Below are 22,121 nucleotides of genomic sequence, written 5' to 3' on the forward strand. Positions count from 1 at the left end.
TCTGTCAAGCCGAATGCTTAACGTGCGTTAAGGAGTTTACTCATCGGTAGGGTTTCGCGCCTCCCCCAGCATGTTCTCGATCGCGGCCGCGTCCTCCTCGGCGCCGATGGCCCGCAGACGCTGCGGCAACTCCTCCAGCCGGTGCACCGCCTCGGCGTGCCGGCCACGGGCCATCAGCAGGCCGGCGGCCTCGCGGGCGACCATCGAGCGCTGCCAGATCGCGTTCGGCTCGGCGGCCAGCTCCGGCGGCAGCTCGGCGTAGAGCTTCTCGGCCCGGTCGGCCTCGGCCAGGCCGGTGGGCGCGTCGTCGGCGTAGTGCAGCGCGCTCACCCGCCGGCGCAGCACGCGCAGCTCGCCGATCAGATCGCCGGCCTCGTGCAGCGCCCCGGCCGCGGCCTCGAGGACCTGCGCCGCCTCGCCGTCGCGGTCGAGGTCGTAGAGCAGGGCGCCGGCCTGCTCGCCGACCTGTCCCCGCCCGGCCGGGTTGCCGGACAGGCTCTCGATCAGCGCGCGGTAGAGGGTGAGGGCGCCCTGGTTGTCGCCGATCTCGCGATAGAGACCGGCGAGCAGGAAGCGGACGTCGTCGGCGGGCGCGTCGAGCTCGAGCCGCTCGAAGCGCAGCAGCGCCTCCTCGGCCACCTCGGCCGCCTCGACCGGGCGGCCCGACTCCTTGTAGGCGATGGCGAGATCCTGCCGGGTGAAGGCCCCGCCCTGTTCCTCACCCTGTTCCTCAGCGAGGGCGACCGCCTCGACCAGGTCGGGGACGGCCTCGGCGGCCCGGTCGAGGTGAAGCAGCGCCCGGCCACGACCGGCCCGGGCCATCAGCGCCACCTCGGGACGGCCGTCGGCCAGCACCTCGCCGAACGCCTCGGCCACCTGCTCGGCGTCGGTGGTGAGGTCGGCGACCATCAGCGCGGCCTCGGCCATGCGGGATGCCGGGCCGTGCTCGCGATAGAAGTCCCGCGCCTGCAGTGCCTCGGCGAGCGCCTGTTCGCGGCGGTCGGGTCCCACCTGGGGATCACCGGCCATCAAGACGCGGGCCCGCCAGACGGCGTGGACGGCGCGGTGCCGGGGCAGGCCGGCCGCCTCGGCGAACTCGTCGGCCCGGTCGAGGCTCTCGGCGGCCCCGGCGAAGTCGTCGGCCACGAACCGCGCGATGGCCAGGCGCGACCAGGCGCTCGATCGGCGGCGGTCGTCGCCGTGGCCGGACATGTGCGCCACCTCGGCCTCGACCAGGGCCAGGCCCTCGCCGGGCCGGCCGGTCAGGCAGTAGAGGATGCCGAGGCGACCGCCGGTCGCGGCCGCGCGCTGGGCCGCGCCGGCCTCGGTCAGCAGGTCGATCGCGCGGCGCCAGGTGCGCTCGACGGCCTCCGGGTCGGCACGCCAGTCGGTGGCCGCGCCCTCGAGGGCGGCCCGCCGGCCGGCATCCTCGCCGGTGGGCTCGGGGAACCGGCGGTCGAACTCGGCCAGCGTCGCCGCCGTCGCCTCCTCGCGATCGTCGCCCGCATGTTCCTCGGCCAGGTCGAGCAGCTCGGCCGCGCTCAGACCGGCCGGAACCTCGACCGGCTCGTCCGCCACCGTGACCGGGGCCGCGGCCTCGGCCGGGCGCGCGGTCGGCGACAGGGCCAACGTGACGCCGAACGGCTCGCGGGCCAGCCACTCGGCGACGCGGCGGCTCTGCTCGGTGGTGCCGTTGCGGGCGTCGAACCGGGCGGCCAGCTCGGTCGCCCGGGCCGCGAGCTCGGTGGCGAGCTCGGCCGCGGTGACGTCGGGTCGGTCGAGGCGGCGCACGACCGCGTCGCCGTGGCCCAGCTCGGTGACGCGGCGCAGCAGGTGGCCACCGGCCGCGGCGAACTCCATCGCCGCCATCGGCGACGGGGCCTTGTCGAGCCAGTCGATGTGCCGCTGGAGGATCTCCAGCCCGCGGCTCTCGTTGCCGGTGCGGGCGCAGAACGTGATGTGGCCGGCGATGTCCGCCATGTCGGCCAGGGTGGACCGCTGGAGGCGGTACGAGCGCCGGTGCGCGTCGGCGGCCTCGGACTCCCGGCCGGTCAGAAGGTACGGAACCATCAGTTCCTCGAGGATCGCCTGCGGCTGCTCGGTGCAGTTGAGCGTGCCCTCGAGCACCGGGTGGGCGTGCTCGACCGCGTCGGCGAAACGGCCGCGGGCCGAGAGGTGGGCCGCGACGTCGGTGGGATCGCAGCCGACGCAGTCGGAGAGGCTGTCGCGCGGGGCGGCCTGCCACTTCTCGTACCAGGCGTCGGCCTCGTCGCGCAGGCCGACGTGGTCGGCCACGACATAGCGGTATTTGTAGAGCGCGCCCAGACCACGGCCGAACTCGCGGTATCGCCGCTCCATGTCGTCGAGCACCGCGTAGGTGCGGGCCAGCGGCACCTCGGGGAACTTGGTGAGCGCGTTGACCATGGCCTTGAAGAGCCAGAGCAGGTTGTGCTGGGCCCGCTGGTGGTACGGCTGAGGGTTGCGGTCGAAATCGCCGACGCACCAGGAGAAGGTGACGAAGGCCTTGGCCGGCTCGCCGCCGTAGATGTAGGCGTTGCTGGCGATCATGCGGGTGACGAAGGCCAGCTGCGGATCGTTCACCGCGTCGACGTGGCGCAGGATCTGCTCGACCATCGCGATCTGCGCGGCGCCGTACGGCATGTCGTCGGCCTGGGAGATCAGCTCCCAGAGTTCCTCGGCGGTCTTCATCAGGCGTCCTTCTCCCCCGGGACGGCCCGCTCGAGCAGGCCCAGGAACGACGTGGTCAGCAGCGCGGCGTCGGCCGGTTTGATCGGGTGGTGGCCCAGCATGAGCGCCTGGCCGTAGAGCGACTCGACGGCGAGGCCGATCAGCTCGGGGTCGGCGATGGCGATCACCCGGCGCACCAACGGGTTCCGGTGGTTGAGCACCAGCTGGGGACGGTCGGCCGGCGCCGTGTGGGCGAGCGCGTCGAGCACCCCGCCCCACAGGTCGTCGGCCCGGTCGCGCCCGGCGGTGAACTCCTCGTGGAACGCGGCCGATCGGCTCACCAGATAGAGCGCGGGCAGGTTGGCCGGGTCGAACGCGCGGACCTGGACCTCGCAGCCGAGCCGGTCGAGCCGGCGCTGGGCGGCGGTGAGGAACGGGCGCAGCCGCAGCTCGGTCTCGGTGCCGACGGCGGTGAACCGGGTGGCCAGGTCGGACGGCTCGAGCCGCTCGACCCGCACGCCCGAGTCCACAGTGGCCAGCCGCTGGATGAGGTCGGCGTCGTAGACGTAGCCACCGTTGATCAGGGCCACCTCCTGGGCGGCGGCGACGGCGGCGAGCTGACGGAACTCGTCGGTGGTGGCCGCGTAGCGGATCACGCCGTATCGCTCGCGGAACTCGGCCAGCGTCAGCCGGCCCATGTTGGTCTCCATGGCGAACCACTGCTCGACCAGGCGCAGCATCTCGTCGTCGTGCAGGGCCAGTGCCTTGACGCCGAGGTGGTGGACCTCGAGGAAGCGGGACAGCCTGCGCGGATCGGTGGCGGCCAGCCGCACCAGCCAGCCGCGCAGCTGGTCGGCGATCGCCTCGCGGGTGTCGGCGAGCAGGCCGTCGTCGTAGAGCGCCTCGCGGCTCGCGGTGGGACGCAGCTCGGTGCTGTCGACCACGCAACGGGCGAAGAACGCCCACTCCGGCAGCAGGCCCTCGACGCTCTCGGAGAGCAGCATGCGCTTGAGGTAGACGCGGTGGCCGCCGCGGGTGGCCGGATTCACCGGGGTCGGCAGGATGAAGGCGACACCGGTCAGGCCGGCCTCGGGCACGTTCAGCTCGACGGTGTCGAAAGGCCGGAAACCGAAGACCTTTTCCCCGTACGCCGTGAGGGCGGCATCGCTGTTCTCCCACGGCACCGAGCCGGCGGTCACCCGCTCGCCGTCGACCTCGACCCGCACGGGCAGCAGTGAGCCGTAGAGCCCGGCCAGCTCACGCACGGACGTACTGCTCAATAGATGCTCGGAGCCACGGCGCGGCAGCAGGGTGACCGTCGTCCCGGGCTCGCGGTCGTCGCCGGCCCGCACGTCGTAGCGGCCGTCGGAATATCCGGTCCACAGCACGGGCTCGGCGCCGGCCCGCCGGGTGTGCACACGGATCTCGTCGGCGACCAGGAAGCACGAGAGCAGGCCGATGCCGAACTGGCCGAGGAACTCGTGGCGGGCGAAGCCGAGCTCGTCGCGTTTCGAGCTGCGCCCGATGGTGGCCAGCAGCTCGTGGACCTGGGCCTCGGTGAGCCCGATGCCGTTGTCGGCGACGCGCAGCCCGTGGTCGCCGGTGGTCATGGTCACCGACCCGGCCGCGAGGTCGCCGGTGGCGGTGATCGCATCGACCGCGTTCTGGAGCAGCTCGCGGACGTAGACGCGTGGGCTCGCGTAGAGGTGGTGACTCAGCAGGTCGACGATGCCCCGGAGATCGACCTGGAACGTGTTGCTCACGGCGGACAAGGTACCGCCAACCACCGACAAGTTCGGGGCGGTTTCTCACGCCGCCCCGATCTTCGTCAGCTCAGGCCACCGGGCTCGTTGCCCTTGGCGATCGGCGCGCGGACCAGGTTGCCCCACTCGGTCCACGAGCCGTCGTAGTTGCGCACCTGCGGATAGCCGAGAAGGTGGTGCAGCACGAACCAGGTGTGGCTCGACCGCTCGCCGATCCGGCAGTACGCGATGATGTCGTCGCTCGAGTCGAGCCCGAGCTCGTCGCGGTAGATCTTGGTCAGCTCGTCGGCCGGCCGGAACGTGCCGTCCTCGTTGGCCGCTGATTTCCACGGCTTGCTCACCGCGCCCGGGATGTGCCCGCCGCGCAGCGCACCCTCCTGCGGATAGGCCTCCATGTGGGTCAGCTCACCCGTGTATTCCTGCGGGGAACGCACGTCGACCAGTGGGCGGCCGCTGCTGATGTGGCCCATGACCTGGTCGCGGAAGGCGCGGATCTCGGCGTCGTTGCGAACCGGCACCGGGTAGTCGGCGGCGGGCCGATCAGTGCGGTCGCGGGTCAGCGGACGGCCCTCGGCCGCCCATTTCTGCCGGCCGCCGTCGAGCAGGCGGACGTCACGGTGGCCGAACAGGCTGAAGACCCAGAGGGCGTACGCCGCCCACCAGTTGAAGTTGTCGCCGTAGAAGACGACCGTGTCGTCACGGCCGATGCCCTTGGCCGAGAGCAGCGCGGCGAAGGCGGCCGGGTCGAGGTAGTCGCGGGTGAGCTGGTCGTTGAGCTCCAGATGCCAGTCGACCTTGACTGCGCCGGGGATGTGCCCGGTGTCGTAGAGAAGCACGTCCTCGTCCGACTCGACCACCACCAGGCCCGGGGTGTCGAGGTTGGCGGCGAGCCACTCGGTCGTGACGAGCTTGTCGGGATGGGCGTACGCCTGGAGCGCGGGCGCCGGATCGTTCGCAACGGACATGGTTGTCACGCTAGTCCTTCGTCAGGCCGCGATGTCGCCCGTCACCGGGGCCAGTTGCGGGCGCTTGGCCAGGATCTGGTCGCCCGAGGAGTGCCCGCGCAGGTGCCGGCCGACCCAGGGCGCCAGGTGCTCGCGGGCCCAGCGCAGGTCAGCGCCCCGTGCGAGCAGCCACGGCGTGGGCTCGGGGTTCGGCGGGACCAGCATCCACTGGTCGTCGCAGCCGACGCCGAGCGCGTTCAGCACGTGTCCGGCGACACGGCGGTGACCGGCCGGCGAGAGGTGGAGCCGGTCCGGCGCCCACATGTGCGGGTGGCGGAAGGCGTCGTCGGCGAACAGGTCGACGACGTACGCCCCGTACTTCTCACCGACGGCCCGGGCCCCGTCGTTGAGCACCGCGGCCCGGCGGCCCAGCATGGCCGGCAGATTGACCGTCACGTCGGCGAAGCGGAACAGAACCATGTCGGCGCCGGTGGCGCGCACGCTCGCGACCACCGAGTCCATCCGCTCGACCAGCGCGTACGGGTCGACGCGGGGCCGCAGCGAGTCGTTGCCGCCGGCCGCGAAGCTCACCAGGCCGGGCCTCATGGCCAGGGCCGGTTCGAGTTGCTCGTCGACGACCTGGCCGAACAGCTTGCCGCGGACCGCCAGGTTCGCGTAGCCGAAGTCGGGTCCCGCGTCGACGGCCATGCGGGCGGCCACCAGGTCGGCCCAGCCCCGGAAACTGCCGTCCGGGTAAGCGTCGTTCAGCCCCTCGGTGAAGCTGTCCCCCATTGCCACGAAGCTCTTCCAGGCCATCACGCGGCCCCCCTTAACGCGCCCTAAAATTTGCTCGTAGGGAACACATTTCCACCGAAGCAAGTCCATCGGTAGCGTGACGATGGCGACACGGATTAATGCGGTGGTCGAACCCGGCCAGGGGTATCTACGCTGCTCCGCATGCTTCTGCGAATGTCCACCTTGCTGCTTCGCACCCTTCGTGAGGAGCCGGCCGAGGCCGAGGTGCCGAGTCATCGGCTGCTGCTGCGCGCCGGTTATGTCCGCCGCGCCGCCCCGGGTGGATATACGTGGCTGCCGCTCGGCAAGCTCGTCCTCGACCGGGTGTCCGCGGTCGTCCGCGACGAGATGGAGGCGATCGGCGCGCAGGAGGTGTCGTTCCCCGCGCTCCTGCCCCGCGAGCCGTACGAGACGACCAACCGCTGGACCGAGTACGGCGACGACATCTTCACGCTCAAGGACAGGCGCGGCGCCGACTACCTGCTCGCGCCCACCCACGAGGAGATGTTCACCCTGCTCGTGCAGGACATGACCAGCTCCTACCGCGACTTCCCGCTGCTGCTGTTCCAGATCCAGACGAAATATCGCGACGAGGCCCGTCCCCGGGCCGGGCTGCTGCGCGGCCGCGAGTTCCTGATGAAGGACGCGTACTCGTTCTCGCTCACCGACGAGGCCCTGGCCTCGGCGTACGCCGAGGTGCGCGGGGCCTATCAGCGCACGTTCGCGCGCCTCGGCCTGGACCACACCATCGTCTCGGCGGTGTCGGGCGCCATGGGCGGCTCCGCCTCGGAGGAGTTCCTGGCCGAGAGCGAGGTGGGCGAGGACACGTACGTCGGCTGCACCTCCTGCTCCTACGCGGCCAACACCGAGGCGGTAATCACACCCGCGCCGGCGCCTCTCTCCCGTGAGCTCGAACACCTCACCGTCCACGACACCCCCGACACGCCGACGATCGCCTCCCTCGTCGACCTGGCCAACGCGCGCGCCTTGGGCGGCCGCGACGACTGGACGGCCGCCGACACGCTGAAGAACGTCGTGGTCACCGTCCACCGCCCGGGAGCCGAGGACGAGTTACTGGTGATCGGCGTGCCCGGCGACCGCGAGGTCGACATGAAGCGGCTCGACGCCTCGCTGGCGCCGGCCACGGCCACCCTCTTCGACGACTTCGCCACCCGCCCCGACCTGGTCAAGGGCTACATCGGCCCGCAGCACATCAAGGTGCGCTACCTCGCCGACCCCCGGGTGGCGCCGGGCACGGCCTGGCTCACCGGAGCCAACGAGCCCGGCCGCCACGCGGTGAACGTGGTCGCCGGCCGCGACTTCACCGTCGACGGCACGATCGAGGCGGCCGAGGTGCGCGCCGGCGATCCCTGCCCGGCCTGCGCGGAGGGTTCGCTCACCATCCGCCGCGGCATCGAGATCGCGCACATCTTCCAGCTCGGCCGCCGCTACACCGAGGCGTTCAAGGTGGACGTACTGGGCGTCGACGGCAAGCCGGTCCGGCCGACCATGGGCTCGTACGGCATCGGGGTGTCCCGCGCGGTCGCCGCGATCGCCGAGCAGCACCACGACGAGCGGGGCCTGCTCTGGCCGGACGAGGTGGCCCCGGCCGACGTGCACATTGTGGCCGCCGGCAAGGACGGCCAGATCGAGGCGGCGCTGTCGCTCGGCGCCTCGTTGCGCGACGCGGGCCTGCGGGTCCTGATCGACGACCGGCCGAACGTGTCGGCCGGCGTGAAGTTCACCGACGCTGAGCTCATCGGCATCGCCCGGTCGGTCGTGGTGGGCCGCCGGCTCGCCGAGGGATTCGCCGAATTTCGCGATCGCCGCACAGGCGAGCGTGAAGAGGTGCCGATCACGGACATACCGCGTGTAATCACGTCTGCACTCGGGTAACTCCATTCACAACACGGGAGGTGTGCGCATGGCGAGGCCATCGGTCGCTGATGTCATGACCAGGCAGGTCGTCTATCTGCCGGAAGCGACCATGCTGGACGAGGCCGCTCAGGTGATGCGCGATCGCGCCATCGGCGACGTCGTGGTGACCCGCGGGCCGACGATGATCGGCCTGGTCACCGACCGCGACATCGTGGTGCGCGCGATCGCCGAGAACCTGCCCGTCAAGACGACGTCCCTGGGTGACGTCACCTCCCACGAGCTCATCATGGTGGAACAGTCGGCCACCGTGGACGAGGCCGTGCAGGCGATGCGCGAGCGCGGCGTCCGCCGGCTGCTGGTCTGCGACGCCGACCGCAAACTGGTCGGCATCATCAGCCTGAGCGATGTGGCACTCCTGCCGACATCCGCGCCGGCCTGAGTAGGGTCACTTCGTGACCGACATGCCAGTAAAACTCGCCGAGATCGTCGACGAGTTCGCCTCGGCGCCGCGCGACGTGGTGCTCGAGATGTTGCTCGAGTTCGCCGACTCCATGCCGCCTCTCCCGGCCGACCTGGCCGGGCACGACGGCATGGAGCAGGTGCCCGAGTGCCAGACCCAGTTCTTCCTCAAGGCGACGGTGCAGCCGGACGACACCGTGGTCACCTGGTTCGACTGCCCACCCGAGGCGCCGACCACGCGGGCCTTCGCCGGCATCCTGGCCGAGGGCCTCGAGGGCGCGACGACCGCCGAGATCCTGGCCGTGCCCGACGACCTCTACGCGCGGATGGGCCTGGCCCAGGCGATCAGCCCGCTGCGCATCCGTGGCGGCTCGGCCATCCTGGCCCGGCTCAAGCGGCAGATCGCCGCGCAGGTCGCGGCACGTTAGGGTTCCGTCTCGTGGATATTCAGGTCTGGTCCGACGTCGTCTGCCCCTGGTGCTACATCGGACGTCACCGCCTCGAGAAGGCCCTGGCCGAACACCCGGGCGACGTCACGGTCACCTACCGCGCGTTCCAGCTCGACCCGGCCCCGGTGCCGGCGCCCCTGCCGATCAAGCAGGCCATGGCGGCCAAGTTCGGCGGGGCCGAGCGGGTGGACCAGATGCTCGGCCACGTGACCTCGATCGCCGACGGCGAGGGCATCACGATCGACTACGACCGGGCCGTCGCGGCCAACACGTTCGACAGCCACCGGCTGATCGCGTGGGCCGCCCACCAGGGCCGGCAGACCGAGATGCTGGACGCGCTCCAGCGGGCGCACTTCGCCGAGGGCATCGACGTCGGCTCGCGGCCCGCGCTGGCCGCGGTGGCCGGCTCGGTCGGCCTCGACCGGGCGGCGGCCGCCGCCTACCTCGACACCGACGCCGGCACGAGCGCCGTCGAGACCGACCTGGCCGAGGCCCGCGAGCTGGGCATCTCGAGCGTTCCGTTCTTCGTGGTGGACGGCAAGTACGCCATCCAGGGCGCTCAGGACTCGGCCACGATCCTGACCGCCCTCGAGGAGATCGCCCGCCGCGAGGCCGTCGACGCCGGTCGATGACGTTCCACGTGAAACGGGATCGAACCTAGTCGATCGGCTTGGCCAGGTCGGCGATCACCTCGGCGCCCGGCAGCGCACCGAGGGCCGGACCGGCGATGGCGATCTTGCTGTGCCGCACGCCCGATCCGATGATGACGTGCGGCGCGGCCGCGACCCGGGCGTCGACCAGGATCGGCCAGTCCGCGGGCAGGCCGATCGGCGTGATGCCGCCGTACTCCATGCCGGTCAGCCGCACCGCGTCGTCCATTGGCGCGAAGCTGGCCTTACGCGCGTCGAGATAGCGCCGGACCACACCGTTCACGTCGGCCCGGGTGGTGGCCAGCACGATGCAGGCCGCGTAGCGGGTCACCTCGCCGCGGCGTCCCGCCACGATCACACAGTTGGCCGAGACGTCCAGGCCCACGTCGTACGCCTCGCAGAACGCCGCCGTGTCGGCCAGCTCCGGGTCGATCGGGGCGACCAGCACCTGGTCGGCGTCGACCGGCGCGTCCTCGGGCCAAACGGTCAGAGCTTTGGAGACCGGCGCGGCCAGCAGGTCGGGGCGGGACTGGGCGGGTTCGAGCTTCAGGCTTCCCATCACGCCCGCCATCCTCGCTCAATAGTCGGACGCCAGGTAGTCCTCCCACCCCAGGGTGTCCTACTCCTCAGACGGCACCGGATTCTGCCGAACAACAAAGGCTGTGGAGGAACGACGTAGCTCACGCGTAGGTACCGTCAGCGGCCTGGCTCTGCTGGTCGGCGGTACCGCGATCGCGGCCGCCTCGGGCGGGGGCACGCATTCGGTGTTCGCCACGTTCCTGCTCATCCTGTTGACCGCCGGCTTGGCCCACTCGCTCACGGTGGAGATCAAGCGGCAGGCGCGGCGGGGCTTCCCGGCCCGCTGGAGCCGGTCGGACTCGGTGAACGCGGTGCTGCTCGGCATCTGGGCCGAGGCGGCCTTGATGATGGCGATCCTGCAGTCGGGGGCGGAGCGGTACGTGGGCCTCGGCCTGGCCGCCGCGTATGCCGCCGGCTGCGCCTACTTCGTCACCGAGCGCCGCCGCGCCACGAAGACCCCAGCGACGATCCCGTCGGCGAAGGCACCCGCGATGGCGGCCCCAGCGGCGGGCTCGGCTTCGGGCGCGGGCTCGGGCGCGGCCTCAGGGGCGGGCGCGGGCTCGGGATCGGCCTCAGGCGCGGGCTCGGGCGCGGGTTCGGCTTCGGCTTCGGCTTCGGCTTCGGCTTCGGCTTCGGCTTCGGTCAAGGCTCCGGCAACGAAGGCCGTCCACGCGGTGGCCCGCATTCAGACCGCGACGTCGAACCACACCGCCGCCGCCTCCGCCCCCAACCGCTCGTCCAGCGACGCTTCCGACCGTGCCGCTTCCGACCGTGCCGCTCCCGATTGGGCGCCCGGCCGGGCTTCCGACCGCGTGTCCGACCACGCGGAAGCGGTCAGGTAGCTCTCACGCCGTCGGCAGCACGACGATCATCGGCGGGACGGGCACACCGCCGTGGGTCTCGATGGGCAGCTCCGGCGCGGGCAGCCAGTCGAGGCCCAGCGGCTCCGGGCCGACGCCGTCGTCGGCGCCCACCCGGGGCTCGCCGTCGGCCACGGTCACCGAGAAGACCGAGGTCATGCCCGACGGGTACGGCATCTCGAGGATGTGCCGGGCCTCGCCCACCACCAGGCCCGTCTCCTCGAACACCTCCCGGCGCACCGCCTGCTCGGCGGTCTCGCCCGGCTCCAGACCGCCGCCGGGCAGGGTCCACCACTCGCCGCCACCGGATCGTCGGCTGCGCTCGTGCACCATCAGCACGCGCCCGTCCCGCACGATCACGGCGGCGGCCCGTTTTCGTTCGTCCACGATCGCAGGCTAACCGGCCGTCGAGGGTTCACGCACGACCAGAGGAAAAGCTGTGGATAACGTCCGGATTCGTTCCTGCGTAATCAAACCGTCACCGACCGAAAAGGACTCTCGTCCGGCGACACCATCGATTACACCGAATAGGAACCGCGTGTAGCGGGCATATCACTCGTACCGTCGCGGTGTTCCTTGACCGCGAGGACCTGATTCACACCGATTCGTGCCTGTTCGAAGGCGAGCGCCGACGCCGCCATGTAGAGCCGCCAGACGCGGGCGCGGCCCGGACTGGTGAGCGAAACCGCCTCGGCCCAGTCGGACTCCAGGTTCGCCACCCACGCGCGCAGGGTGCGGCCGTAGTGCTCCCGTAGCGCGTGCACGTCGCGTACCTCGAACCCGGCCTCTTCCAGCAACGTCGTCGTGGTGCCGATGGGCGCCAGTTCGCCGTCCGGGAAGACGTACGCGTCAATGAAGGAACGCTGCTGGTGCGGCTGCTTCTCGGGCAGGCGGAGCCGGGAAATCTGGTGGTTGAGCAGGCGTCCGCCGGGCTTCAGCTGGCCGTAGAGGATCTGCGCGTACTCCTTGTACGGCCCGGTGCCGACGTGCTCGGCCATGCCGACGCTGGAGATCGCGTCGAACGGCCCGTCGTCGAGGTCGCGGTAGTCCTGCACCCGGATCTCGACCTGCTCGGTGAGGCCGGCCTCGGCGACCTGCTTGCGCGCGAAGTCGGCCTGCTCGGTGGAGAGCGTGATGCCGAGAACCCGTACGCCGTACTCGCGGGCGGCGTGAATGGCGAGACTGCCCCAGCCGCACCCGACGTCGAGCAGGCGCATGCCGGGCTCCAGGCCCAGCTTGCGACAGATCAGGTCGAGCTTGTCGCGCTGCGCGTCGGCCAGCCCGTAGCCGGGCTCGTCGGAGGTCCAGTAGGCGCAGGAGTAGACCATGCTCGGGCCGAGCACTATCCGGTAGAAGTCGTTGCCGACGTCGTAGTGGTGGCTGATCGCCTGGCGGTCGCGCCGTTTGCTGTGCCGGCTGCCGGTGACGACCATCTCCTCCGGCGGCGGCTTCGGCTGCGTGCCGAGCACGCCGAGACGTACCAGGTCGCCGAAGACCGCGCGGACCGGGATGTCCCGCAGGTCGGGCGCCCGCCAGATCAGGGCCGCGAGCCGGGTCAGCGCCTCGTAGAGGTCACCCTCGAGATCAATTTCGCCCGAGACGTACGCCCGGGCCAGCCCGAGATCGTTCGGCTGCCAGATGATGCGGCGCAGGGCCCGCTTGTTCCGGATGATCAGCACGGGCGCGTCGGCGGGGCCGGCCTCGGAGCCGTCCCAGGCCCGCAGCCGTACGGGCATCGGCGCCTGTAACAGCGATTCGAGCAGATCCTTGAGCCGCGTGGCGGTGTTCAGAGAAGGAATGGTCGTCGGCATCGGTACCTCCCCGGGGGTGCAGACGATCTCCACTATCTGCCCGTTTCCGCGAGATACATAAGGTCCTGATCTACTTTGTGATCAGAGACTCACACTGCGCGCATGACCCGTTCCAGATTTTCCAGGCGCATGGGTCTTGCCTGGTCACGGCGGCTTTCGGCCAGCGCGTAGAGCACCGCCCGTCGCTCCGCCTCGGACAGCACGCCGGCGAACGGCGACGTGCTGCGCAGCTTCACCGCATGCTCCGCCGGAGATGTCAGCACGTCTATGACCGCGGCCACGCCACCGTCCAGCAGCGCCTCCCACCGATCGAGCCAGACCCATTCCCGGCCGGCCGGATGCAGATGACGCAGCCGCCGCAGATTGATCGCCGCCGCCGCGAGAACCGCCGGCGGATGAGCCGCCAGCTTGGCCGCGATCGCGCGGTGCAACCACAGCTGCTCGGCCTGTTCCCGAGTCAGGACAGGGTGAATCAGAGCCTCCACATCGGACCGCCGAACGCGCCGGTGTGGCCCGACATTGACGTACGGAAGAAAGCCCCTCGCACACAGATCGAGCACACGCCACCGAGGGAACCGCATGAGAACCGCGGCCTCGCCGATCGAGAGGAACTCCGGTGTGCGCATCGTCACACGTGGATATTGGCCCGACAGATCCGGGACTGCAACAACCGAACGGCCAATGACTCTTTCACCGCGGGGCTGAGCTGAACAGGTACGTCCGTTCCTTCAGAAGATCGAGGGTCAGGGGTACGCCGGTGAGCCGCTCCGCCAGCGCGAAGGAGGCCGCCTTGGCCGTCCGCGGGGTGAAGTCGACCGCACCGATCGTCGAGGCGAGCTCGGTCGCCCGGGTGCCCAGGCGCTTGCCGTTCGAGGCCGGGTCGAACTCCAGCTGCACGACACGGTCGGCCATGACCAGGAACCGGCTCCGGGCCTTGGGGTCGTGGTAGTTGCAGACGACCGTGGTGCCCACGGAAAGCTCGGAGAGCAGCTGGTCGGCCAGCCCCAGAGTGCCGTTGTCCTCGACGATCAGAGTGGTGGTGTCCAGGCGGGCCACCCCGAAGAAGTATTTGCCGGTGCTGACGCGTTGACCGTCGCCGGCGCCGACGAGCTGCTGCCAGGCGACGCGCTCCAGCTCCTTGCCCTTCAGGCGGTCCAGGGCCTGTTGGGGCTTGAGGCCGGCCACCCAGACAAAGCAATAGCCCTTGTCCAGGTCCGTGACGCCATCGAACCAGGCGTAGTCGGATGCTGTGGCTTGCCGCTTGACGGCGGCGGGCTTCGGGGCAGGTTCTTTGCGGTCTCCACAGGCTGACAGGAGCCCTACGGCTGCTAGTCCCAGAAGATTCCGCCTGCGCACGGCAGGTAGTAGATCACGGGAAGCCCTTGACGCTCTGCCCCAGACCCCGCCCATCGCCGCCGGGAACGGGCTTCAGGGACAGGCTTCTGCATGCGAAACGAGTCCTGTTGCGTGGACGAAGGCCAGTCGGGCCAGGTGCAAGGTAGAGCGCTCCTGACCGCCGGAAGTGTCGGTCACCGATAGCTTCTATACGTTCAGCGCATCTGACGCTTACTCTGAGCGCATGGGTCTCCACCTCCAGCCGCGCCGACTCGCACTCGCGAGCGCGCTAGCGCTTGTGGAGGTAATCAAGGTGGCTGCTGGCTGGAACTCAGGACCGTCTTGGATTCAAGTCGTACTGGCTGTGCTGATCTTCGGTGCTGTCAGCGCAACCGCCGTGGAAACTTCTCCCAAAAAAAAATCGTATGAAATCGCCTTATCTGCAATCTGCAGATGGAGATAAGCTCGATAGCCCCGTGGTTCTACCCACCACCCCGTCGACTCCGGGGTTCGTCGTGCTTGCCGCACTCCTTCGCGTCTGCGCGGTCAGGCTGCGCGTCGCAAGCAAGGGAAGTCGACTGCCTGATGCTCACCTGGTGTCTCGAGCAACGGAGCCCTAACGACAAGCGGTTGCCGTCACGGCGCGCCATGGCCGGAAGCAGTGGAGGTCCGCTATGCCGACGCGGCAAGCGCATCGTCGGTGTCATCCTGCAGTCCGCACTCACGAAAAAAGGCACAACGTGAGTTGTGCCTTTTCGGACGATCTTGCGGCTCATGAGCCGCAAGTCAAGCGCCATATTGGTGGAGCCCAGGGGACTTGAACCCCTAACCCCCGCCTTGCAAAGGCGGTGCTCTGCCAGTTGAGCTAGGGCCCCTCGAGCAACGCTACCTAGCGCAGGTCAGGAGTGGTAGTGGCCTCATGCCACAGCGCCCGCTCATCACTGGACGCCTTGACCTTCTTAAAGACCAGAGCCGCCGCGCCCGCAACCGCAGCAACGATCAGGAGCTTCTTCAGCATCACTAACCCCCTAGGAGAGAAGCGCCAAACCACAAAGCGCAAGCGACTCACTCACCGCCACCACCGTAACGTGGGGGTCTGGGGGGTCGCCCCCCAGGCAGATATGACAAGCGACCCGCGTCCGCGCTTTTTGCGGACACAGGACGCCTGTCGCGCGTGGGGCTAGCTGGAATCGAACCAGCGACCTCAGAGTTATCAGCTCTGCGCTCTAACCGACTGAGCTATAGCCCCTCAGAAGCGACACCGAAGGTTACCGCACGGGGGTGGGGGCCGCCAAAACGGGGTGGCCCCCAAACCCTGTGCTTCGGGTCAGTCCCTCTCGGCGAGGGTCAGCTCTACGCCGCCGACCAGGTCGGCGCAGACGTTGTAGATGAAGGCGCCGAGGGTGGCCAGGGCCGTGAACAGGACGACGTTCACGGCTCCGATCAGCATCGACGTGCCGATGACGCCCCAGGCGGTGATCTGGAAGCCGCCGCTGGCGGAGGCCTCGTCGCCGCCGCTGGCGGAGACGAGCTCCTTGAGGCTCGTGTTCACCTCGCCCCAGACACCCATGGCGTCCAGGGCCAGGTACAGCACCGATGTGGCGACGACCACGACGATGAAGAGCACGACGGACACGGCGAACGAGAACTTCATCACGGACCAGGGGTCGATCCGCTTGAGGTTGAGCCGGGCACGGCGAGGGCCGCGGGCGGCCGCCGAGGTGACCGTGGTGCGTGCCGAGCGGACCGCCTCGGTGACCCGGGCCGCGCCGACCGCGTTGCCGCCCTGAGGCTGCTGCTGCGGGCCGGCGGGGCGGGCCTTGCCGCTGGTGGTCTGCCCGGGGGCCGGCACGCCGGCAGCGCCGCCGGGGCGCTGCTGCGGGCCGGTGCCGGTGCCGGGGCCGCCTGGCTTGGCGGCTCCGGGCACGCTGACACGTCCCGAGGTGCTGCCGGGGGCAGCGCCCTTGCCCTTGGTGACGGTCGGCACGCTGGCCGAGCCCTTCACGATGCCGCCTGGGCGTTTCGTGTCGTCACTTTCGGCGTTGGGCTCACCGGGGGGCGGGGCCATGCCCGGCGCCCGGGTGAATTTCGGCGGGGACGGGGCTTCGGCGGGGGCCGCCGTACGAGCCGCGGCTGACTCGCGTCCGTTCTTGGCGGCGTCTTTCTTGGCCGCTTCGTCCGGAGTCGCTGAGCTCCCCGTGGCCCCCGACTTCGCCTGTGTCTCCGGCATCAACTAGTCCTGTTCGTCAGGCTCGTCGGCATTGCGAGCAAGCGCCACGATGGTTACACCTTCTGGGAGGTCCATCAGCTTGACCCCCATTGTGTTCCGATCCCTCGTGCGCCGTACAGGCTTCACGGGAGTCCGGATGACACCACCATTGCTGGTGATGGCAAATAGTTCATCCTCCGGGCTGATCACGAGAGCACCCACCAGTCCACCACGGCGCTCCGTGATTTTCGCGGTGAGGACGCCCTTGCCGCCCCGGCCCTGCACGGGATACTCCTCGATCGGCGTGCGCTTCGCATACCCACCGTTGGTGGCGACCAACACATCCATGCCCTCGACCACGACTTCCATGGCCAGGAGTTCATCGTTGTCGCTGAAACGCATGCCGATCACACCGGAGGTGGCCCGGCCCATCGGGCGCAGCGCCTCGTCGGTGGCGTTGAACCGGATGGCCTGAGCCTTCTTGGAGACCAGCAGCAGATCGTTCTCCGATGCCGCCAGGGCCGCGCCCACCAACTCGTCGTCCTCCCGCAGGTTGATGGCGATGATGCCACCGCTGCGGTTGGAGTCAAATTCCTCGAGCCGGGTCTTCTTCACGAGGCCATTCTTAGTGGCGAGCACAAGGTAGGGCGCGACCTGGTAGTTCGGGATCTGGATGACCTGCGCGATGTGCTCGTCGGGCTGGAAGGCGAGCAGGTTGGCGACGTGCTGCCCCTTGGCCACCCGGGCCGCCTCGGGCAGCTCGTACGCCTTGGCCCGGTAGACCCGGCCCTTGTTGGTGAAGAACAGCATCCAGTCGTGCGTCGAGATCACGAAGAAGTGCGACACGATGTCGTCCTGCCGCAGCGTGGCGCCGCTTACGCCCTTGCCGCCGCGCTTCTGCGAGCGGTACAGATCGACCTTCGTGCGCTTCGCGTAACCGGTACGTGTGATGGTCACCACAACGTCCTCGCGCGCGATGAGATCCTCCATGGAGACCTCACCGTCGAACGGGATGATCTGCGTGCGCCGCTCGTCGCCGAACTTCTGCACGATCTCGCTGAGCTCCTCGGAGACGATCGCCCGCTGCCGCTCCGGCTTGGCGAGGATGTCCTTGAGGTCGGCGATCTCAATCTCGATCTTCGCCAGCTCGTCGATGATCCGCTGACGCTCGAGGGCGGCCAGCCGGCGCAGCTGCATGTCGAGGATCGCGGTGGCCTGCACCTCGTCCACGTCGAGCAGCTGCATGAGGCCCTGACGCGAGTCCTCGACGGTCGGCGAGCGCCGGATCAGGGCGATGACCTCGTCGAGCATGTCGAGCGCCTTGACCAGACCGCGCAGGATGTGCGCGCGCTCCTCGGCCTTGCGCAGGCGGAACGCGGTCCGCCGCCGGATGACCTCGATCTGGTGGTCGACGTAGTGGCGGATGAACTGCGCCAGGTTGAGCGTGCGCGGCACGCCGTCGACCAGGGCGAGCATGTTCGCGCCGAAGGTCTCCTGGAGCTGTGTGTGCTTGTAGAGGTTGTTCAGCACGACCTTGGCGATCGCGTCACGCTTCAAAACCAGGATCAGGCGCATTCCCGTACGCCCGGAGGACTCGTCCCGGATGTCGGCGATGCCGGTGAGCTTGCCCTCCTTGACCAGCTCGGCCACCCGCTCGGCGAGGTTGTCCGGGTTGACCTGGTAGGGCAGCTCGGTGACGACCAGGCAGGGCCGGCCGCGCGGGTCCTCCTCGACCTCGACGACCGCGCGCATCCGGATCGCGCCGCGGCCGGTGCGGTAGGCGTCCTGAATGGCCTGCTGGCCGACGATCAGACCGTGGGTCGGGAAGTCGGGACCCTTGACGATCTCGAGCATCGCCTCGAGCGCCGTGGCCTCGTCGGACTCGGGGTTGTCGAGCTGCCACTGCACGGCGCCCGCGATCTCGCGCAGGTTGTGCGGCGGGATCTTGGTCGCCATGCCGACGGCGATGCCCTCGGACCCGTTGACCAGCAGGTTGGGGAAGCGCGCGGGCAGGATCGTCGGCTCCTGCGTACGGCCGTCGTAGTTGTCCTGCATGTCGACGGTGTCTTCGTCGATGTCACGCAGCATCTCCATCGCCAGCGGCGACAGCTTCGACTCCGTGTAGCGCATGGCGGCCGGCGGGTCGTTGCCCGGCGAGCCGAAGTTGCCGTTGCCGTCGATCAGCGGGTAGCGCAGCGACCACGGCTGGCCCATCCGGACGAGGGCGTCGTAGATCGACGAGTCGCCGTGCGGGTGGTAGTTGCCCATGACGTCGCCGACGACGCGCGCGCACTTGACGTAGCCGCGGTCGGGCCGGAAGCCGGAGTCGTACATCGCATAGAGGATCTTGCGGTGCACCGGCTTGAGACCGTCGCGGACGTCGGGCAGCGCTCGGCCGACGATGACGCTCATCGCGTAGTCGAGGTACGAGCGCTGCATCTCGACCTCGAGGCCGACGGGCTCGACGCGCTGGGTCACGCCGCCGGTCGACTCCGGGGCCTCGTCGCCGTCGGGGGGTTCGGGAGTGTCAGTCACTGTTAACCCTTACTCAAGGTGAAACCAGACATAAGCGGCATTAGCCCACGTATCGCTGTGGATAACGTTGTGGAAAGTAGAGGGACGCTGTGGATACTCGGCAACCTAGATGTCCAGGAACCGCACGTCCTTGGCGTTGCGCTGGATGAACGAGCGCCGCGCCTCCACGTCCTCACCCATCAGGACGCTGAACAACTCGTCGGCCACCGCGGCGTCATCGAGCGTGACCTGACGCAGCGTGCGCGTCGCCGGGTCCATCGTCGTGTCCCACAGCTCGTGGAAGTTCATCTCGCCGAGGCCCTTGAACCGCTGGATGTCGTCCGGCTTGGCGTTCGGCTTCTTCTGCTGGCGCAGCGCGATCAGGCCGTCCCGCTCCCGGTCGGAGTAGGCGTACTGGGCGTCGTCGCCGCGCTTGTTCCACTTGATCTTGTAAAGCGGCGGGGCCGCCAGGTAGACGTGGCCCATCTCGACCAGCGGCCGCATGAAGCGGAACAGCAGGGTGAGCAGCAGCGTCTGGATGTGCTGGCCGTCGACGTCGGCGTCGGCCATCAGCACGATCTTGTGGTAGCGCAGCTTGGCGATGTCGAAGTCGTCGTGGATGCCGGTGCCCATGGCGGTGATCAGCGCCTGGACCTCGTTGTTCTTCAGCACCCGGTCGATGCGGGCCTTCTCCACGTTCAGGATCTTGCCGCGGATCGGCAGGATGGCCTGGATGCGGCTGTTGCGGCCCTGCTTGGCCGAGCCGCCGGCCGAGTCGCCCTCGACGATGAACAGCTCGGACTCGCGCGGGTCGGTCGACTGGCAGTCGGCCAGCTTGCCCGGCATCGAGCCCGACTCCAGCAGCGACTTGCGCCGGGCCAGCTTGCGGGCCTGCTGCGCGGCAATGCGCGCGCGGGCCGCCTGCGACGCCTTGGTGATGATGATCTTCGCGTCGGCCGGGTTGCGGTCGAACCAGTCGGCCAGTTGCTCGTTGGCGACCCGCTGGACGAAGCTCTTCATGTCGGTGTTGCCGAGCTTGGTCTTGGTCTGGCCCTCGAACTGGGGGTTGGCCAGCTTGACCGAGATGATCGCGGCGAGGCCCTCGCGGATGTCCTCGCCGGAGAGCTTCTCGTCGTTCTTGAGGAACTTCTTCTCGGCCCCGTAGCGGTTGACGATGCTGGTCAGCGCCGCCCGGAAGCCCTCCTCGTGCGTGCCACCCTCGTGCGTGTTGATCGAGTTGGCGAAGGTGTAGACCGACTCGCCGTACGACTCGTTCCACTGCATGGCGACCTCGACCGCCATGCCCTCCTCGGCCGACTCGGCGCCGAAGTCGATGACCGACTTGTGGATCGGCGTCTTCGTGGCGTTGAGGTGACGGACGAAGTCGGAGATGCCGTCGGCGTACATGAAGGTGACCTTGCGGTGGTTGCCCTCGTCGTCGACCGTGCGCTCGTCGGTGAAGTTGATCGTGAGCGCCTTGTTGAGGAACGCGTACTCCTGGAGACGACGGTAGATCGTCTGGAAGTCGTACTCGGTCGTCTCGAAGATCGTCGGGTCGGGCCAGAACTGCACGGTCGAGCCGGTGGTGGTGGTCGACTCGCCCTTGGCCAGCGTGCCGGGCTTGGACGCGGTGTAGTCCTGCCGCCAGACGAAGCCGTCCTTGTGGATCTCGACGTGCATCTTGGTGGAGAGCGCGTTCACGACCGAGACGCCGACGCCGTGCAGGCCGCCGGACACCTTGTAGGCGGTGCCCTCGAACTTGCCGCCGGCATGCAGGATCGTCAGGGCGACCTCGACGCCGGGCTTCTTCAGCTTCGGGTGCAGGTCGACCGGGAAACCACGGCCGTTGTCGGTGACCGAGACGCCGCCGTCGGCCAGCAGCACCACGTCGACGGTGTCGCAGTAGCCGGCCATCGCCTCGTCGACCGCGTTGTCCACAACCTCCCAGACCAGGTGGTGCAGACCGCGCTCGCCGGTGGAGCCGATGTACATGCCCGGGCGCTTGCGGACCGCCTCGAGACCCTCGAGAACGGTGATTTGACCGGCACCGTATTCCTGGTTGTTCTCTGTCACCCTCGGCCACTTTCTCGCGATGGGACCGTGAGGTCCCACACGGGGAGGGCGGGCGCGCGACAGGCGGCGGCGGGCAGGGTCGACCACAGATGACAACCCGCGGGGAGAAGCGGACCACCGGTGGAACCGTGCTCGCCGGTCGCCGCGGCAGGCCCGCGGATCGTGATCGGCTGGAAAAACCGCGTAGCGTGACCGCGGCCAGCCTTTATGGGCTGCCCGCGGGCCTTCTACGTACGTTTTCCCGGTCTCCGTCGATTCTACTCCGCCGAATCGAGTTGGCGAGGGTCCGGCACCCCTTCCGGGTGCCTCAGATTGCCGTAGCCGGATTTGGGGCGCGCCCTAAGTCCTCCCCTACACGGAAGACGCACCCGGCCGCAACGGCAAGTGATCCGGCCGCTGCTGTCCGGGGCGCGCCTTCCGGCCCCGGCCGCCCCGCGCTGCGACACTGCCTCCCAGCGGCGGGGGTTTGTGTCGTAACCTCCCCGCGCGGGCCGGTGCTTGGCCGGACGGCCGCGAATGGTCTAGGAGGGATGGCCCCCAATGGCGCACGACAAGGGGCTGGAGAACGTCGCGGTGCATTGGCCGCGGACCAACCAGTACTACGACCCGGTAGCTCCCGCCGAGTTCGTCGACTTCGGGGCGATCGCCGACGCCCCCGAGATCGCCGCGCCCACGGGAGCGCTGGCACTGCACATCGCCAAGACCGGCACGGTGCGCGCCACCGCGTACACCGAGCTGGTTGATCTTCTTCTCGGTCTCAACGGCGTGCTGTACGCCACCGAGGCCGCCGCCGAGGACGAGGACCCCGTCATCGACCCCGACGGCTGCGCGTGGATCGCCGGCGGCCTGGAGCGGTTCGTCGAGGGCCACGAGAAGTACGGCGACCTGGTCACCTTCGACAGCGTGGCCGAGGTGATGCGCAACGCGATCTCGGCCGGGCGGCTGGCCGAGCAGCAGCTGCGCTGGCTCGACCAGCGCCTGGCCGCGCTGCGTGACGAGGCGGGCAACGCGCCGCACTGGAGCTTCGCCCGCTCCGAGCTGGCGATCCTGGCCGGCTTCTACCGCCGCTGCGCCGAGCGCGGCTTCGCGGTCTTCGCCGACTACTGAGAGATCG

19 protein-coding genes and 2 tRNA genes are annotated in these 22,121 nt (G+C 69.4%); 6 read left to right on the forward strand and 15 right to left on the reverse strand.

Features of this window, described 5'->3' with window-relative positions; translation table 11 throughout:
- Window positions 1–36: 36 nt before the first annotated feature.
- The 4 genes from ACFY36_RS47625 to ACFY36_RS47640 form a co-directional block, all read right to left on the reverse strand.
- Complete coding sequence (locus ACFY36_RS47625) at window positions 37–2,709, reverse strand: tetratricopeptide repeat protein (RefSeq protein ID WP_499752540.1); 2,673 nt, start codon at window positions 2,707–2,709, stop codon at window positions 37–39.
- A complete protein-coding gene (locus ACFY36_RS47630; RefSeq protein ID WP_499752541.1) occupies window positions 2,709–4,451 on the reverse strand; it encodes an HSP90 family protein in 1,743 nt (580 codons plus the stop codon). The genes ACFY36_RS47625 and ACFY36_RS47630 overlap by 1 nt, the downstream gene beginning before the upstream one ends.
- A 65-nt stretch (window positions 4,452–4,516) precedes the next feature.
- Window positions 4,517–5,416, reverse strand: coding sequence for a sulfurtransferase (locus tag ACFY36_RS47635; RefSeq protein ID WP_499752542.1), 900 nt, complete (start codon window positions 5,414–5,416; stop codon window positions 4,517–4,519).
- Between the two features lie 21 nt (window positions 5,417–5,437).
- On the reverse strand, window positions 5,438–6,211 hold the full coding sequence (locus tag ACFY36_RS47640; RefSeq protein ID WP_499752572.1) for an SGNH/GDSL hydrolase family protein: 774 nt from the start codon (window positions 6,209–6,211) through the stop codon (window positions 5,438–5,440).
- 141 nt (window positions 6,212–6,352) lie between these two features.
- On the opposite strand from ACFY36_RS47640, the gene ACFY36_RS47645 reads away from it, so the two are divergent.
- From ACFY36_RS47645 to ACFY36_RS47660, 4 genes are read left to right on the forward strand one after another with little or no spacing between them, the layout of a single operon-like run.
- Complete coding sequence (locus tag ACFY36_RS47645; protein ID WP_499752543.1) at window positions 6,353–8,086, forward strand: proline--tRNA ligase; 1,734 nt, start codon at window positions 6,353–6,355, stop codon at window positions 8,084–8,086.
- Between the two features lie 28 nt (window positions 8,087–8,114).
- A complete protein-coding gene (locus ACFY36_RS47650) occupies window positions 8,115–8,507 on the forward strand; it encodes a CBS domain-containing protein (RefSeq protein WP_498693518.1) in 393 nt (130 codons plus the stop codon).
- A 13-nt stretch (window positions 8,508–8,520) separates the two neighbouring features.
- On the forward strand, window positions 8,521–8,955 hold the full coding sequence (locus ACFY36_RS47655) for a SufE family protein (protein WP_499752544.1): 435 nt from the start codon (window positions 8,521–8,523) through the stop codon (window positions 8,953–8,955).
- 11 nt (window positions 8,956–8,966) lie between these two features.
- Window positions 8,967–9,608, forward strand: a complete 642-nt coding sequence (locus ACFY36_RS47660) for a DsbA family oxidoreductase (protein ID WP_499752545.1) — start codon at window positions 8,967–8,969, stop codon at window positions 9,606–9,608.
- Between the two features lie 25 nt (window positions 9,609–9,633).
- Here ACFY36_RS47660 and ACFY36_RS47665 read toward each other — a convergent pair whose 3' ends face one another.
- Window positions 9,634–10,185 carry a YbaK/EbsC family protein gene (locus ACFY36_RS47665; protein ID WP_499752573.1) on the reverse strand — a complete coding sequence of 184 codons (552 nt, stop codon included), beginning with the start codon at window positions 10,183–10,185 and terminating at the stop codon, window positions 9,634–9,636.
- A 103-nt stretch (window positions 10,186–10,288) separates the two neighbouring features.
- Here ACFY36_RS47665 and ACFY36_RS47670 point away from each other — a divergent pair, with 103 nt between their 5' ends.
- Window positions 10,289–11,047, forward strand: coding sequence for a hypothetical protein (locus ACFY36_RS47670; protein WP_499752546.1), 759 nt, complete (start codon window positions 10,289–10,291; stop codon window positions 11,045–11,047).
- A 3-nt stretch (window positions 11,048–11,050) separates the two neighbouring features.
- Here the strand turns inward: ACFY36_RS47670 and ACFY36_RS47675 are convergent, their stop codons facing one another.
- From ACFY36_RS47675 to gyrB, 10 genes are all read right to left on the reverse strand, one after another.
- Window positions 11,051–11,452 carry an NUDIX hydrolase gene (locus ACFY36_RS47675; protein WP_498693510.1) on the reverse strand — a complete coding sequence of 134 codons (402 nt, stop codon included), beginning with the start codon at window positions 11,450–11,452 and terminating at the stop codon, window positions 11,051–11,053.
- 131 nt (window positions 11,453–11,583) lie between these two features.
- Window positions 11,584–12,876 carry a class I SAM-dependent methyltransferase gene (locus tag ACFY36_RS47680; protein ID WP_499752547.1) on the reverse strand — a complete coding sequence of 431 codons (1,293 nt, stop codon included), beginning with the start codon at window positions 12,874–12,876 and terminating at the stop codon, window positions 11,584–11,586.
- Between the two features lie 89 nt (window positions 12,877–12,965).
- Complete coding sequence (locus ACFY36_RS47685) at window positions 12,966–13,502, reverse strand: excisionase family DNA-binding protein (RefSeq protein WP_499752574.1); 537 nt, start codon at window positions 13,500–13,502, stop codon at window positions 12,966–12,968.
- A gap of 64 nt (window positions 13,503–13,566) precedes the next feature.
- Entirely contained in the window at window positions 13,567–14,286 is a 720-nt protein-coding gene (locus tag ACFY36_RS47690; protein ID WP_499752548.1) for a DUF6461 domain-containing protein, read from the reverse strand.
- Window positions 14,287–15,010: 724 nt separating this feature from the next.
- Window positions 15,011–15,086, reverse strand: a tRNA-Ala gene (locus ACFY36_RS47695).
- A 14-nt stretch (window positions 15,087–15,100) separates the two neighbouring features.
- Entirely contained in the window at window positions 15,101–15,229 is a 129-nt protein-coding gene (locus tag ACFY36_RS47700; protein ID WP_218855230.1) for a DLW-39 family protein, read from the reverse strand.
- A 157-nt stretch (window positions 15,230–15,386) separates the two neighbouring features.
- A tRNA-Ile gene (locus tag ACFY36_RS47705) sits at window positions 15,387–15,460 on the reverse strand.
- A gap of 78 nt (window positions 15,461–15,538) precedes the next feature.
- Entirely contained in the window at window positions 15,539–16,441 is a 903-nt protein-coding gene (locus ACFY36_RS47710; RefSeq protein ID WP_499752549.1) for a DUF3566 domain-containing protein, read from the reverse strand.
- 3 nt (window positions 16,442–16,444) lie between these two features.
- Window positions 16,445–18,955 carry a DNA gyrase subunit A gene (gyrA, locus tag ACFY36_RS47715; protein WP_499752550.1) on the reverse strand — a complete coding sequence of 837 codons (2,511 nt, stop codon included), beginning with the start codon at window positions 18,953–18,955 and terminating at the stop codon, window positions 16,445–16,447.
- A 105-nt stretch (window positions 18,956–19,060) separates the two neighbouring features.
- Window positions 19,061–21,007 carry a DNA topoisomerase (ATP-hydrolyzing) subunit B gene (gene gyrB, locus ACFY36_RS47720; protein ID WP_499752551.1) on the reverse strand — a complete coding sequence of 649 codons (1,947 nt, stop codon included), beginning with the start codon at window positions 21,005–21,007 and terminating at the stop codon, window positions 19,061–19,063.
- 540 nt (window positions 21,008–21,547) lie between these two features.
- Between gyrB and ACFY36_RS47725 the strand changes: the two genes are divergently transcribed.
- Window positions 21,548–22,114 (forward strand): hypothetical protein, encoded by a 567-nt coding sequence (locus ACFY36_RS47725; RefSeq protein WP_499752552.1) that lies wholly within the window; start codon window positions 21,548–21,550, stop codon window positions 22,112–22,114.
- Window positions 22,115–22,121: the final 7 nt, after the last annotated feature.

This window comes from Actinoplanes sp. NPDC000266 (assembly GCF_042899005.1).
In the GTDB taxonomy this organism is placed as follows: Bacteria; Actinomycetota; Actinomycetes; order Mycobacteriales; family Micromonosporaceae; genus Actinoplanes.